Here is a 14,648-nt window from a genome sequence, read left to right on the forward strand (position 1 = left end):
GGCGAACGGCCGTTTCCCCTTACTCCCACTCGATTGTTCGCATTATTGCTAACACGTTGAAATTGCTCACGTAAAAAATATCACTCTCAAAGACTACCGTCAGCTGTACCGTCTCGAAAGGCTGGCTGTTGATTTCATTGGGAAATTTCGGCGTTTTCGAGAAACGTACCCTTCGCCATCTATCGAGAGCGCCAGCTGTTTTGATCCTGCATCACGGTTGAGAAGGGCATCTGCCGTATGCGGCCTTCCCAATGGCCTGGGCAAGCCAGGTTGGCAACTGCGGCGCGGCTGACACGAGTTCGCTGAAGTCGGGCGGCGAGAGCGTGCGCTTCAATGTTCTCGAGGCAGTATCCGCGCTCTCCGGTCCCAGCCAGGCCAACGCCCTGACCGCGGTGCCAGCCGGTCGGTCCGCAAGGGCGAGTTGCCAGCGTGGGGCGTGTCGAAGCTCGACCACCTGCCTGCCGAAACTCATGGATCGCGAACGCCCCGAGGTAAGATAGACCGACCGGACTGGCACCTGCGTAGAAAGGCCGAGGATGTTGGCTGCGGCAGCGCCATTCGGAACAATAATTTCGCCTCGTTGCCTTGCAAATGCGTGGACTGCCTGCTCGATCGAAGGAGCCCTCGTGCCGTACCGACCGGTGACGGAGCTAACATACACACCCCGGCCCGCTCGGATCAGCCGGCCTCTCTCGGCAAGACGCGCCAGCGCCTGGTCCACGGCTGCACGTTTGCCGAGATGGAGCAGGCCTTTGGCGGAGACAGGAGTGCCCTCGGGCAATCCTCCCGCATGTGTCATGATCTGTTCTGTCAATCTCGGCATCGCCACTCTCTGTCAGAAATGTATGCAGGTTTCTGACACTTCTCAACAGTGCGGCGACCGCCATGCGCGATCGATGTCTAACGTCATCCGACCACCTGCCGTCGCACTTTCTGCCAGACCTCGACACTGAACAACCGGCTCTTCCGTCATGTCATCTCCCCCAAGAATGGAGATGGATCATGACTAAAACTACAGATCGCCTACCCATCCTGATGGCGCCCTGTGACGATGGCAAACCGGTCGAAATGACAGAGCATGCTGGTCCGCCAACGGTTCTGACCGGACTGCCCAGGACGATCCGCCGACACGAGCTGCGTTTGGTCGTTCCGCTGTCCGACACCACGATTTACGACATGGAGGTCAGAGGCGAATTCCCGCGCCGGTTCTATCTTACACCGCGAAGCGTGGTGTGGGATCTCAGCGAGGTCGAGGCTTGGCTGAGACAGCGTCGTGCCGACAGCGATGCCGGACGCATCAGGAAGGCGCCTTCGCCCAATGTCCATCTTCGCAAGACTCGACCGGTGAAGGACCACTGAGCCCCCGATCGGGAAAGCTATCGCGCCAGATGGCGCGATAGCTTCACATTTGACTGTCGCTGAGCTCCCTCCCCCCGATGAAGCCACCGCTGGAATTCTTGGGCACGAGACGCTATATGACCATCTACATAGTCAGGAGCGTGACATGGACGCAATCAATCTGGCGGATGCCAAAGCCCATCTCAGCGAACTGGTCGACCGGGTCGAGGCGGGCGCTTCGATCGATATCACCCGCCGCGGCAAGCCGGTTGCGCGGCTCACTGCCGTGGCCAAGCCGCGCAAGGCGATCGATGCCGCCCTGCTCCAGTCGCTGACAGCAGCGATGCCGCCGCAGTCCCAGAGCGCCGCCGATCTCGTGCGCTCGATGCGGGATGGCGATCGCTACTGATGCTCTATCTCGACACGTCGCTGATCGTCGCGGCGCTCTCCAATGAAGCGATGACGCCGCGTGTTCAGGCCTGGCTGGTCGAGCAGGATCCGGCGCAGCTTCTGGTCAGCGACTGGACTGTCACCGAGATGTCGTCGGCCATGGCGATCAAGCTGCGGACTGGACAGATCAGCTTGGAGCAGCGAGCAGCGGCGCTCGCCATGTTCAACAAGCTGGTCGCAGAGAGCTTCACCGTGCTGCCCGTGACGGGCGGGCAGTTTCGGGCAGCGGCGCGGTTCGCCGATCAGCACAGCTTGGGGCTTCGCGCCGGTGACGCGCTGCATCTTGCCGTCGCGTCGGAGCATGGCGCCACAGTGCGTACGTTGGACCAGCGGCTTGCCGATGCCGGACCGGCGCTCGGTGTGCCGGCACAATTGCTGGCATGACCCGGGCCTCTTCCAGCATGGCCGCCCCACTTGCGAGCTGCCATGGCCGGTGACTGGTCCGACGAGTAGAACGACGCGATCGTGGCGGATTATTTCGCGATGCTCGCGGACGATATCGCCGGGCGGCCCTACAGCAATACCGAACATAACCGCCTGCTGCAGGTAGTGATCGATCGCCCGCGCGGTTCGATCGAACACGAGTACAAGAACGTCAGTGCGGTAAGTCTCAAGTTGACTCTTCTCGGACCTTGGGAAGGTCTGCTTGTCGGCAACGGATCCGAGCGCATCAAGAGCATCTCCCGCTGGCCGTCGGTGGGGGGCAGCGGCGAGCCTCATAGTGCCGCAAGATGCATGCGCGACCTCGGCTGTGCGCGCATCCCGCAGGTTCGATTCTCTCACCTCTAAAGTGAGCGTCCACTTTCTGCGCGTCCGCCGATGGTCGGCTCCTGCCGCATGAGTTCCGCGGTGTGAGGTAGATGTTCTAATTCGTGCTCAGTGTTGCAGCGGTCGGGTTGTGGCAGGTCTATTCTACGGCAGGAGGGTGCCGAATCTCTCGAAGTCGTCGCTCGTCACGACGGTAGTTGGGCTCGATGAGACCGGGCTTGATGTACTCTCGTCAGATGGACATCAGCAGATTATGACTCTCGCCGTTGAGCGGAATACGAGTCGATCTGTCCGGTGATGGGGTGCGAACACCGTCGAGCACCGAATATAATTCCTCACCCTCGCCGATGGCGCGAACCTCGATCCTGCAGGCTGCCCCGCCAAGCGTCACGGTCGCCTCAAACCCGGGCCATGCCGAGGGGATGCAGGGGGCGACGACGAGGAAATCACCCTCCCGGCGTATGCCGAGGATGCCCTCGACGCCGGCCCGATGCATCCAGCCGGCGGAGCCGGTGTACCAGGTCCAGCCGCCGCGCCCGACATGCGGCGCTACGGAATAGATGTCGGCGGCGACGACATAGGGCTCGACCTTGTAGCGCTCCGCCTCATCGGGCGTGCGGGCATGGTTGATCGGGTTGAGCAGGGTGAAGAGATCGTGCGCCTTGTCGCCCGCACACTGCTTGGCGAAGGCGAGGATCGCCCACATGGCGGCGTGGCTGTACTGCCCGCCATTCTCGCGCAGCCCGGGCGGGTAGCCCTTGATGTAGCCTGGATCGAGCGGCGTCTTATCGAAGGGCGGAGTGAACAGTAGCGCGAGTTTGTCGTCCGACCGGATCAGGTAGCGCTCGAGCGAGGCCATGGCGGTGGCCGCGCGCAGGCTGTCGGCGGCGCCCGACAGCACCGCCCAGGACTGCGCGATGGAATCGATGCGGCACTCGCCGCTGTCCTTGGAACCGAGCCAAGTGCCGTCGTCGAAGGTTGCGCGGCGATACCACTCGCCGTCCCAGGCCGAGCGCTCAAGCGCCCGACGCACCGACGCCGCGTGCGCTCGCCAGCGCCGGGCGCGTTCGGGATCGCGCGCCTCCGCCAGCGGGGCGAACAGTTCGATGGTGCGGATCAGCAGCCAGCCGAGCCAGACGCTCTCGCCCTTGCCGCCTTCGCCGACGCGATTCATGCCGTCGTTCCAGTCGCCGGTGCCCATCAGCGGCAGGCCGAGCTCGCCGGTGAGGGAAAGCGCATGGTCGAGGCCGCGCGCGCAGTGTTCGAACAGCAAGGCGGTCTCGTCCGCCGGCATCGGTTGGAAGAAGTGCTCGTGTTCCTCCGGCCGCAGTTGCGGTCCATCGAGATAGGGCACGCGCTCCTCCAAGATGGCGGTGTCACCCGAGCTTTCGATATAGGTTGCGGTGGCGAAGGCGAGCCATACATGATCGTCGGAGATACGGGTGCGCACCCCCTGGCCCGATTGCGGCAGCCACCAATGCTGGACGTCGCCCTCGACGAATTGTCGCCCGGCTGCGCGCAAGAGATGGCTACGCGTCTCCTTTGGCAGTGCCAGCGTGAGCGCCATACCGTCCTGCAACTGGTCGCGGAAGCCATAGGCGCCGCTCGCCTGGTAGAAGGCGGAGCGCGCGGTGATGCGACAGGCCAGCGTCTGGTAGAGCAGCCAGCCGTTCAGCATGATGTCCATCGCTCGGTCCGGCGTCTTTGCCTGGACGGTGCCGAGCACGGCCGTCCAGTGATCGCTCACCGAGGCGAGGACGGTATCGAGATCGGCTTGGCGATAGCGTGCGACCAGCGCCCGGACTTCGTCCACCGACCCGCATTGACCGATGAAGGAGACGACCTCGACGGTCTCGCCGATGCCGAGTTCCACCACCGTCTGCAGGGCGGCGCACGGATCGAGGCCGGCGCCGGTCCTTCCTGAAAGCGGGTCCGTGCTTGCAAGGCCGAGCGGTGATGCGGGTCCGCCATCGCGACCGAGGAATTCGGTGCGGTCCGCGGTCCACGCGGTCTGCCGTCCGGCGAGATCGGTGAAGGCGATGCGGGAGCCGAAGACGGCGCTCCAGCGATTGCGCGCCAGCATCACGCCGTTCTGCGGGTCGATCTCGGTGGTGATGAAGGGGGCGGAGGCGCCGCGCGACGTGCCGAGCACCCACTCGGTATAGGCGGTGACGGAGAGCCGCCGCGGCCGGCCGGACAGGTTGGTGAGTTTCAAACGGGAAATCTTGATTGGGTCGTCGAGCGGCACGAATTGCAGCAGGTCGAGCGCGATGCCGTTCGCCTCGTGCTCGAAGCGGCTGTAGCCAAAGCCGTGCCGCGCGACATAGATGCCATCGTCGCGGATCGGTCGTGCTGTCGGGCTCCACAGATCGCCAGTCACCTCGTCCCGCACATAGAAGGCCTCCCCTACCGGATCGGCGACGGCGTCGTTGGACCATTGAGTGATCTGGTTCTCGCGACTATTGGCCGACCATGTGTAGCCGCTGCCCTCGGCCGAAATCTGGAAGCCGAAGCCGGCATTGGCGACCACGTTGATCCAAGGTGCGGGCGTCGTTCGCTCCTGCGCAAGGACGGTCACATACTCCCGCCCGTCCTTGTCGAAACCGCCGAGGCCGTTGAAGAATTCGAGGGTGGGCGGCTCGAGCGACGGCACGGGACCGTGCATCGAGGTCACGTTGCGGTCACGGCGGCGGACGGCCGGAGGGTGCGGCGCCCGGTGCACGCGAGCGAGCTGGTCGACGATGGCGCCGCGCCGCGCCGACAGCACCACGCGGGCAACCGATTGCACAAGCGCGCGTGACTCCACGCTCATGAGATCGGTACGCAGCACATAGACCGCTCCCTGCGCCGGCTCCTCCCCGAGCAGCGGACGCGATGCGTTGGTCCGCACCGCCGTCTCGATGGCGATCTGCAGGTCCTGGACATAGGAGGAGGAACGCTCGTTGATGAAGACGAGATCGACGGCGAGGCGCTTCATCCGCCAATATTCGTGGGCGCGCAGCAATTGGCGCACTTGGGCGATGTCCTCGATATCGTCGATCCGCAGCAGCACGATCGGCAGGTCGCCGGAGATGGAATGCTGCCAGAGGCCTGATTGCGGCCCGGCTCCGCGAAGGATCGTCTCCGAGGGCGACCTGAAACGTCCATCGGCATAGAGTAGGGGAGCGGCGAGCCGCTGGAAGTCGGCCGCTTCCTCCACATTGACGTCAAGATGCCGAAGCTGGACCTGCGCCTGTGTCCACGCCAGGGTCTTGGCGCGGTCGAACGCACTGCGATCATGATGCGTGTCGATGAGGTCGAGGAGTTCCGCCCGCGACGAGGCCACCACGGTCCAGAAGGCGACGCGTGCGACCTTGCCCGGCGCGATGCGCACGCTCTGGCGCAGCGAGAAGATCGGGTCCAGCACCGTCCCCACGGTGTTCGACAGCGACAGGCCGCCCGACATGGCGGCCGCCGTTCCCACGTCGCGCCCGCGGCCGATGAAACGGGCACGGTCGGTCTCGTATTGCGGGGCGGCCGCGACCTCGCCTTCCACCACTGCGAAATGTGCCGCCCATATCTGCGGCTCGCCCGGCGTCCGCAGCCGTCGCGTAGCGAGGAGGGCGCCGAATTCCGGTAGATGCTCGGTCTCGACGAACATCTTGGCAAAGGCCGGGTGGGCATCATCGGTGGCCGGCGTGGTCAGGACGAGCTCGGCATAGGAGGTCAGCTCGATCTTCCGGGTCAGCCGCCCGCTATTGGTCAGTGAAACCCGCCGGACCTCGCCATTGTGCTCGCCGGAAACGATGACATCCATCGTCGTGGTCAGGCCGACATCGTGGCGGATGAACTCGGCATGGTCCTCGCCGAACACGACGTCGCTTTCGCTGGCGCCGCCCGCCATCGGCTGGGTGGTAGCGGACCAGACGCTGCCGTCCCTCATGTCGCGAAGGAAAACGAATGAACCCCAGTCGTCGCGGGTGGCGTCCTCGCGCCAGCGCGTCACCGCGATATCGCGCCAGCGGCTGTAGCCGCCGCCGGATGCCGTCATCATGACGGCGTAGCCGCCATTGGAGAGCAGATGCGTGACTGGAGCGCCGGCCGTGGGGGCGATCAGGCGGCGCACCGTCGCTGCTTCGCTGCGGGCGTCGACGGCAGCGGCCCGGACCTCCTCGGCGCGCGGGCGGGCCACGACGACGTCGCGGGGCGAGCGCTCCTGCAGCAGCAGCTCGCTTGCCCGGATCATCGGCTCGCGATGGAATCGGTCGCGCATCTCGCCGCCCAGCAGCGTGTTGGCGATGGCGACGATGGTCATGCCCTGGTGATGGGCCATGAAGCTGCGGACGATGGCGACGTTTTCGTCTTCCGGCAGCCGCGAACGGGTGAAGTCGAGCGCCTCATAGAAGCCGTAGCGGCCCTGCGCCCCCAACTCGGCGAGGCGAGCATAATTCTGCCGCGCGCGCTTGGGATCCGCCATGCTGGCGAGGCCGGTCGCATAGGGCGCGACCACCACACTCTCCGAGAGCCCACGCTTGAGGCCGAGGCCGGGCACGCCGAAATTGGCGTACTGATAGGTAAACTCGATGTCGCGCGCATTATAGGCGGATTCCGACATGCCCCACGGAACGCCCAGCGACCGGGCATAGGATTGCTGCCGCTCGACCACCAGGCGGTTGGTCTGTTCGAGCACGCTGCCGGCCGGTGCGCGCATCACCAATGAGGGCATGAGATATTCGAACATCGATCCCGACCAGGAGATCAACGCCGAGCCGTTGCCGAGCGGCGTCGCCAGCCGACCGAGCCGGAACCAGTGGCGGGTCGGCGCGTCGCCCTTGGCGATGGCGAACAAACTGGCGAGCCGCGCTTCGGAGGCCAGCAAGTCGTAGCAGCTCGGGTCGAGGCCGTTGTCTGCCAGCGAATAGCCGATGGAAAGCAGCTTCCGCTCGGGATCGAGCAGAAATGCAAAGTCCATCTCCATCGCCATGGTTCGGGCCGTGTCCGCAAGCGCGGTCAGCCGCGCCTTCGTGGCGGCCGGTGCCGGGAACTGGAGGCGGTCACGCTGGTGTTCGCTCACCGCCCTGCCGATCGCCTCGATCCAGTAGGCGATGTCTGTCGAGCCATCCTCCGCTGTCGCCGGGACGATCTCCTGCGCAATCCTGTGGGCCCTGTCCGCGAGCCGCTTCAGAACGGGTGCCGTCGCCTCCAAGGTCTGCACGCCGTTCAGCTGCGCGTCGATCTCGTCCAGACACCCAGCCAGCGCCTGTCCCCGCGGACTGCCCGCCGTAGGCAGGGCCGTCATCGCCTCGCGCGCCAGTGCCAGCGCGTCGGCTATGCCCGCGCGGGCGTTCACGCCGACAGGGGCATCCGTCCACTCCTCGCAGGCATTGGCCAGCGTGATGAGATGGCCGGCGAGATTGCCGCTGTCGACGGACGAGACATAGGCCGGCGGCAGCGTGGCGAGGTCTTGCGTCCCGTACCAGTTGAAGAAGTGCCCGCGATAGCGGGGCAACTGCTTCAAGCTGGCGAACGTTGCTTCAACCCGCTCGATGGTCTCGATGGTGCCGGTCCAGCCGAAGTCGCGGGCGGCGACTGCCGAGAGCAAATAGAGGCCGATATTGGTCGGCGAGGTCCGATGGGCGACGATCGGTTTCGGCTCTTCCTGGAAATTGTCCGGCGGCAGCATGTTCTCGGCCGGCGTAACGAAGGTCTCGAAATAGCGCCATGTGCGCCGGGCGATCAGGCGCAGGGCGCGGGCGTCGGCATCCGCGAGATTGAGGCGTTGCGGCACCTTGGGTGAACGGCTCGCCCATTGCGCCATGAGCGGCGCGCCGAGCCAGAGCAGGGCAAATGGTAGGATGAGCGGCCAGGAGGTGGGCGCCAGGACAAGCGCGCCTGCGGTCATCACAAGGGCCAGCAAGGTGCCGCTGGCCATCTGCCGATAAAAGCCGAGGACGTCCAGCCGCGGGACTGCGGAGGACTTCGCGGCCGTCGTCCACTCCAGCAGGTGGCGTCGCGTCACCAGCAGCCGCACCAACGTGCGCATCACGGCGTCGCCCGCCCGCCATGCCTGATCGGCGAGAAAGACGAGCGACAGCGATGTCTGGGCGGCGGCGAGCCGCAATTCGGCTGCCAATCTGGCGAGGTGGCTGCGCACCCGTATGTCGGGATGGCGAGGCAACACCGAGGACGCGATCGGCAGGACGGCGGGAACCATGATCGTCATGATCATCAGCAAGGTGCCGACGAGCGCCGCCGGCATGGGAAACAGCCAGCACAGGCTCAGCCCCAGCAGGCTCAGCGGGGCCAGCGTGGTGCGCCGCAGATTGTCGAACATCTTCCAGCGGCCGACCGGCGTCAGCGCGCGCCGGCCCGCCGCCTCGCCGAAGATCCACGGAAGTAGCTGCCAGTCGCCGCGCATCCAGCGATGCTGCCGCTTGGCGACGACATCGTAGCGCGAGGGGAACTCCTCCACGACCTCGACATCCGAGGCGAGGCCGGCGCGGGCGAACACGCCTTCGAAGAGATCGTGGCTGAGCAGCGTGTTCTCCGGGATACGGCCGGCGAGGGACGCCTCGAAGGCATCGATGTCGTAAATTCCCTTGCCGGTGTAGGAGCCTTCGCCGAACAGGTCCTGATAGGCGTCGGAAACCGCGGCCGCATAAGGGTCCATGCCGCCGCCGCCGGAAATAACCCGCTGATAGAACGAGCCCTCACGGCCGATCGGCAGCGAGGGCGTGACCCGCGGCTGGAGGATGCCGTAGCCGCCGACCACCCGCTGCCCGGCAGCGTCGAATCTCGGCCGGTTCAGCGGATGCGCCATCTTGCCGACGAGCCGGAGCGCGGCGTCGCGCGGCAGGCGGGTATCGGCGTCGAGCGTGATGACGTAGCGCACATCCTCCGGGACCTGCGGGGGTCGGCCGCCAACGGCCATGAAGGAGGTGTCGTCCGCGCCGCGCAGCAGGCGGTTGAGCTCGTGCAGCTTGCCACGCTTGCGCTCCCATCCCATCCATTTGCCCTCGCCCGGATTGAACCGGCGATGGCGGTGCAGCAGGAGGAAGCGGTTGCCGACCGGGCCGGGGCCGTGACGCAGATTCAGTTGCTCGATCCCCTGCACGGCGAGCTCCAATAGCGGCGCATCGCCCGGCACGACCTCGCAGTCGGCGTCCATGCCGTCCGACAGCAGGGCAAAGGTGAGATCGCCGCCGGCACCGGAGAGGAAGTGGACCTCGAGCCTTTCGACCTGTTCCTGAAGGTCGGCTTCGCTGGTAAGCAGCGTCGGCACGGCGACGAGGGTGCGAAGGGACCCTGGAACTCCATCCGCGAGCTCGAGGCCGGGCAGGATGGCGGCGCCGAACATCCATGCCACGCTCCGGTTCACCAGCGCGGTCGCCACCTCGCTCGCCGGGACGAAGCCGACGAGGGCGAAGACGGCCAGCCAGCTCCCGGAGAGACCGGCCGCGGAGAGAGCCCAAAGTGCCACCCCGATCAGACTGAGCGTGACGGCGAGGATGGCTCCGACATATCCGCCAATGCCGAGGCGAATGCTGACGCGGCTCAAGCGCAGCCGAGGTGGCGGGCGGAAGTGAATGGCCTGTTCGAACGCGCGCCGCCCTTCGGCGATGAGATGGTAGCCGGGATCCTCTGTGGGGTCGGCGTCCACATGCTCCTGTGCCGGAGACGCCGCCAGTGCCGCGACCTCCAGCGCGCGCTTGGCGATGTCAATCTCTGACAGCTCGGAGCCGCGGGCGAGTTGCTCGATCGCGCTGCGGTAGAGATTGCGGGTGGGGAAATCCATCGAAGCGAAGGCACTGCCGGCTCGCAGTCGGTCGTCGACTAGGCTGACGCTCTCGAACAGGTCGGCCCAATCGATGTCGGAAATCAGCCGCATGCTGGTGATGACGTTTCGCACGCTTACATTGGAGGCGCCGAGCCGCTGTTGAGCATGCTGCACAACGCCGTCGACCGAAGCGCCCTGGGCTGCCAGCCGTGCCTCCAGCCATCCCAGTGCCGGCGTCGTTCGCGGGTCCTGGTCCCGGAGCCGCTTGACCAACTGAGCGGCGAAGACCTCATCCAGCGGCCCCGGCGAGCGGGTCAGGATGTCCGCTTCGAGCGCTGAACGCGCTTCGCCCGAGATGAAAAGCCGGTCGGCCAGCAGGTCGGCCTCCCGGCGTGATCGGCGCCCGGTGGTGATCTGATCGGCGAGCCGGCGCAGGTTCTCGATGAGCACGATGCGCAGCGTGATCGCCACCGCCCACAGCTCGCCGATCGTCAGCGGCTGGACCTGCTGGTACGCCCCGATGAAGCGGCGCAGCGCCTCGGGATCGAAATGGCTGTCCGTGTGCGCGACATAGGCCCAGGCGAGGCCCAGCACTCGCGGGTAACCGGCGAACGGCCCTTCGGCGAGCTTCGGCAATTGTCGGTAATAGCCGGACGGCAGGTCGTCTCGAATCTCGCGTATCTGCTCTTCGACGAGATGATAATTGTCGAGCAGCCATTCGGCGGCGGGCACTACGCTCCGCCCGGCTTCGGCATCGGCCGCCGTCGCACGATAGGCGACGAGCAGGGCGCCGGCATTGTCTTTCAGCCGGGCATGCAGGGAAGCGACGGAAGGCGGGCGCAGGGTGATCGGCTGCGCTGCGGCGAGGCTTCGTGCGTGCTGCTCCAGCCGCTCGGCGCCGAACAGTTCCTCGCGGATCGGAGCCGGATCGTTCCAGACGGAGCCCTGCCAGGCGCGGCTGCGCAGTTGCAGGGCATAGCGGCGAAGATCAGCGATCGGATTCATCTCTATGCCTTCCGGTGCGGAGTGGCGCGAGAGGCATGGCCGACGGCCGAGGGACGGACCTTCGCTCAGGTGGGTCCGAGGCCGGGCTACGGCGCGAGGCGGGCGGCATCCCGGTCGGCGCGCCATTCGGCGGCGGCGGGCAGATCGCCGGCGACATCGACATGGGCGGCGCCGTCGCAGCACGAGGGAAGGCGCTTTTCGGAGAAGCGCAGCTGCAGCAGCCGGCCATCGACGGTGCGCAGCCGCAGGTCGGCGCGGCCAAACACTTCCCGCAGCACGACGGTGGGCAGGCGGATCTCGCCGCAGCTCGTCACCTGTCCGCCGCTGGAGAGATAGCCGTCGAAATCATACTGCGTCGGGGCAACCAAGGTGTTCCCGCAAAGGAGACGGCCGGTGCCGCTTAGTCCGCCGAGATAGTCCATGGCCGATGTCTCCTTGAGATTTGACCCACGATCACGTCTTGAGGTCAGCTTCCAGTGCCCTCGCCAGTTCCTCGGAATTGATCGTGAAGACCTGGATAGAGCCGGCAACGGCAATGGCGGGCGTGTGCAGCATCGTCGCTGAGCGCCGATAGGCCAGAAAGGTGAGGTCGGGGATCTCTTCCTCGTCGATCACCAGCCGATAGGTCCCCGCAGGCTGCCTGCTTTCGAGCGCGCTGAGCTTGAACGGATGCCTGAAGGTGACCGTGGTCTCCCGGGTTCGGCTGTGCATGGCGCGGCCTCAGCCCTTCTTCTTCGGCAGCGCCACAGAGGCCGGCATTCCCTTAGAAAGGGCGGGCGCTGCCACGGGCTCCTTGATCTTCTTCGGCTTCTTGGCTTCCCGATTGCCGCGTACCTGACCCTTGGCCATGAGCACTTCCTCCCTATCGCGTTGACACATGTCTTCAGAAAGCGAAGGCCCCGCGACCTTGGGAAGGCGCGGGGCCGAAGAGCGCGGAGCGCCTCCAGTCGCTGCGGCATCGCTCAACCGGCCGCCAGTACATCCGTGGTCGGCCGGGAAGGCGACGCGCTACCGGCGACGTCCGAAGTCAGGCTTCGGACAGTCGGCGATCAGCTAAGTGAGTGAAGCTTGTCCGCGGACATTTTCCCGCTGCGCTGATCAGCGACGAGCTCGAAGCCCACCTTCTGACCTTCACGCAGGTCGCTCATGCCGGCACGCTCAACAGCGCTAATGTGAACGAAGGCGTCGCTGCCACCGTCATCCGGCGCGATGAATCCAAAACCCTTCTGGGAATTGAACCATTTTACGGTTCCCGTGGTCATGGGAAACCCTTTCATAATTGTATTTTGGCTTGCCCGCACGGATGCGCGCCGTCGAAATCGCATTTTCGGGAAAATAGAACCTGTGGCGCGGAAGCATTTTCCACGCGGAGAGCGTTCTTATCGCCGTGTATCGACTAGACTAATATGCGCTTCGACGAAAATATTACAAGGGTAGACGGATTTTTAAATACCGAAGCTCAGGATTTGACGGCGGCTCATCCGTAGATTTCGTTCATTTCACGGAAGGAAATGAGCCGTCCCTGGCGCTGGTCCCACAGCGTCAGCCGCACGCAGCCGAAGCTCTCCCACAGCGTCAGACGGCCGATGTCGCGCAAGTCCGGGTGGTCGCGCAGCACTTCCGGCAAGCGGTAATAGGGAATGCGGCTGCACAGATGATGTACATGGTGCATGCCGATATTCGCGGTGAACCAGCGCAGCACGCCGGGCAGGTCGTAATGCGAGCTGCCATGCAGCGCCGCCTCGTGGAATTTCCAGTTCTCGTTGGCGGCCCAGTGCGTGCCTTCGAACTGATGCTGCACGTAGAACAGCCAGACGCCGGCGGCCGCCCCCAGGATGACGATCGGCAGGTGGACCAGCAGGAACGGCCCGATGCCGAAGGCCCACATCAGCAGGCCGGCGGCGACGGCGATGCCCAGATTGGTCGTCATGGTGCTGATCCACGGCTCCCAGCCCTCGCCGACAACCCCGAGCGGCAGGCGGCTCTGCAGCAGGAAGACGTAGATCGGGCCCACGCCGAACATCACCAGCGGGTTGCGGTAGAGCCGGTAGCGCAGCCGCCCCCAGCGCGAGCGCGCCCGATATTCCTCCACCGTCAGCGTATCGACGTCGCCGATGCCACGCCGGTCGAGATTGCCAGAGCTGGCGTGATGGCTGGCATGGCTGCGCTTCCAGTAATCATAGGGCGTCATGGTCAGCACGCCGATCACCCGGCCGGTCCAGTCATTGCCGCTCCGGTTACGGAAGAAGGAGCCGTGGCCGCAATCGTGCTGGATCATGAACAGGCGGACCAGCAGCCCGGCCGCGGGAACGATGAGTAGCGCGTAGAGCCAGAACTGCTCCAGCTTCAACGCCGTCAGCATGGCGCTCCAGGCGAGCGTGAAGGGAAGCGTCGTGATTGCCAGTTCAATTATGCTTCGGCGCGTGCTCGACTGCCGATAGGCTTGCAGCTTCCTGAGCCAGGTAAGCGCCTCCGGTTCAGGTGATCTCACTTCAGCAGCGGTGGACATCGGGCTCTCGATCTTGTGCCTGGGCACCAGCGAAACGCTTGGTCTCCTAGAGCGTTGTTAAAGGTAACGAATGAGATCAACCACTATGCCACTTTATCGCTTTAGGCTTACGGGGCAGGATCAAGAAAACCCAGTCGAACTGCCTGACGATGACGCCGCTTGGGCGCAGGTCTGGGCTTTATGTGGCGAAATTCTAACAGGCGTGAACGCAAATCTTCCAAGCGGCGCGGATTGGCAGATTACCGCGACAGACCATCACGGGCAGGACGTGGGATCAATTCGGATCGTGGCTTCACGGCGCCAGCGACCATCGTCGTAAATGTGCTCAGCCGAGCGAACGTGAATGAGCCACCGCACCACCCTCGTCTTCCCAGCGAGCAACAGCGGAGCGGTCGGAGCCGGCAATCGAATGATTGGGTTCCATCGGTTGCGCGCCATTTTTGTACCTGTGCAGGAAGCGCGCTATCTGCCCCCGCAAGGCGGCCGTGTTGCGCAACTCGCCCACAGTGCCCGCGCTGTCAAACAGCTGCCGCTGTATCGTCGAAGGGATGTCATTCCATTGCATGAGGAGCGCCGCTCCCAGGCAACGAAGCACATGCTCCTCCTCGGAGGCAGGCGCAACGCCAGCGGATGGGTCAACATCATCTGCGTGCAGTGCCTTATCGTAGTTATTCTTGAGCCACGCCTCGTTATCGGCAAGGTCGGCGGCGCTCTTTTGAAGGAGCCGAAGCCTGACAATCTCGTTCGAATTGTCCGTAAGATTGGCGATACTCTCGCATTCATCCGCCACATTCAGATATTCTTTTGCAATAAACATTGAAC

Annotated in this window: 12 protein-coding genes; 4 read left to right on the forward strand and 8 right to left on the reverse strand. The window is 64.9% G+C overall.

Translation table 11 applies throughout. The features are described from left to right. Window positions 1-211: 211 nt before the first annotated feature. On the reverse strand, window positions 212-823 hold the full coding sequence (locus U742_RS23465; protein WP_081852764.1) for a DUF6088 family protein: 612 nt from the start codon (window positions 821-823) through the stop codon (window positions 212-214). 245 nt (window positions 824-1,068) lie between these two features. Between U742_RS23465 and U742_RS22740 the strand changes: the two genes are divergently transcribed. The 4 genes from U742_RS22740 to U742_RS23325 all read left to right on the forward strand — a co-directional run bounded on the left by U742_RS22740 (window position 1,069) and on the right by U742_RS23325 (window position 2,577). After that, on the forward strand, window positions 1,069-1,359 hold the full coding sequence (locus tag U742_RS22740) for a helix-turn-helix transcriptional regulator (RefSeq protein WP_081852765.1): 291 nt from the start codon (window positions 1,069-1,071) through the stop codon (window positions 1,357-1,359). 145 nt (window positions 1,360-1,504) lie between these two features. Further along, window positions 1,505-1,747: a type II toxin-antitoxin system Phd/YefM family antitoxin gene (locus tag U742_RS0101105; RefSeq protein ID WP_029349194.1), complete on the forward strand. Its 243-nt coding sequence runs from the start codon at window positions 1,505-1,507 to the stop codon at window positions 1,745-1,747. Beyond that, a complete protein-coding gene (locus U742_RS0101110; protein WP_029349196.1) occupies window positions 1,747-2,172 on the forward strand; it encodes a type II toxin-antitoxin system VapC family toxin in 426 nt (141 codons plus the stop codon). Before U742_RS0101105 ends, U742_RS0101110 begins: the two co-directional genes overlap by 1 nt. Window positions 2,173-2,253: 81 nt before the next feature. Next, window positions 2,254-2,577: a hypothetical protein gene (locus U742_RS23325; protein ID WP_197028140.1), complete on the forward strand. Its 324-nt coding sequence runs from the start codon at window positions 2,254-2,256 to the stop codon at window positions 2,575-2,577. 211 nt (window positions 2,578-2,788) lie between these two features. Here the strand turns inward: U742_RS23325 and U742_RS0101120 are convergent, their stop codons facing one another. From U742_RS0101120 to U742_RS0101150, 7 genes are all read right to left on the reverse strand, one after another. Next, complete coding sequence (locus U742_RS0101120) at window positions 2,789-11,317, reverse strand: GH36-type glycosyl hydrolase domain-containing protein (protein WP_029349199.1); 8,529 nt, start codon at window positions 11,315-11,317, stop codon at window positions 2,789-2,791. Window positions 11,318-11,403: 86 nt separating this feature from the next. Next, entirely contained in the window at window positions 11,404-11,739 is a 336-nt protein-coding gene (locus tag U742_RS0101125; protein WP_029349201.1) for a hypothetical protein, read from the reverse strand. Between the two features lie 31 nt (window positions 11,740-11,770). Next, the gene (locus tag U742_RS0101130) at window positions 11,771-12,028 is read right to left on the reverse strand and encodes a hypothetical protein (protein WP_029349204.1); all 258 of its coding nucleotides are present in this window, start codon (window positions 12,026-12,028) and stop codon (window positions 11,771-11,773) included. Window positions 12,029-12,037: 9 nt separating this feature from the next. Further along, entirely contained in the window at window positions 12,038-12,166 is a 129-nt protein-coding gene (locus U742_RS23680; protein WP_282568307.1) for a hypothetical protein, read from the reverse strand. A gap of 200 nt (window positions 12,167-12,366) precedes the next feature. Beyond that, the gene (locus U742_RS0101140) at window positions 12,367-12,579 is read right to left on the reverse strand and encodes a cold-shock protein (protein ID WP_029349206.1); all 213 of its coding nucleotides are present in this window, start codon (window positions 12,577-12,579) and stop codon (window positions 12,367-12,369) included. Window positions 12,580-12,794: 215 nt separating this feature from the next. Next, window positions 12,795-13,826, reverse strand: coding sequence for a fatty acid desaturase (locus U742_RS0101145; RefSeq protein ID WP_029349208.1), 1,032 nt, complete (start codon window positions 13,824-13,826; stop codon window positions 12,795-12,797). A 325-nt stretch (window positions 13,827-14,151) separates the two neighbouring features. Then, window positions 14,152-14,643 carry a hypothetical protein gene (locus U742_RS0101150; RefSeq protein WP_029349210.1) on the reverse strand — a complete coding sequence of 164 codons (492 nt, stop codon included), beginning with the start codon at window positions 14,641-14,643 and terminating at the stop codon, window positions 14,152-14,154. Window positions 14,644-14,648: the final 5 nt, after the last annotated feature.

The organism is Allobosea sp. 117 (genome assembly GCF_000702305.1).
In the GTDB taxonomy this organism is placed as follows: Bacteria; Pseudomonadota; Alphaproteobacteria; order Rhizobiales; family Xanthobacteraceae; genus Ancylobacter.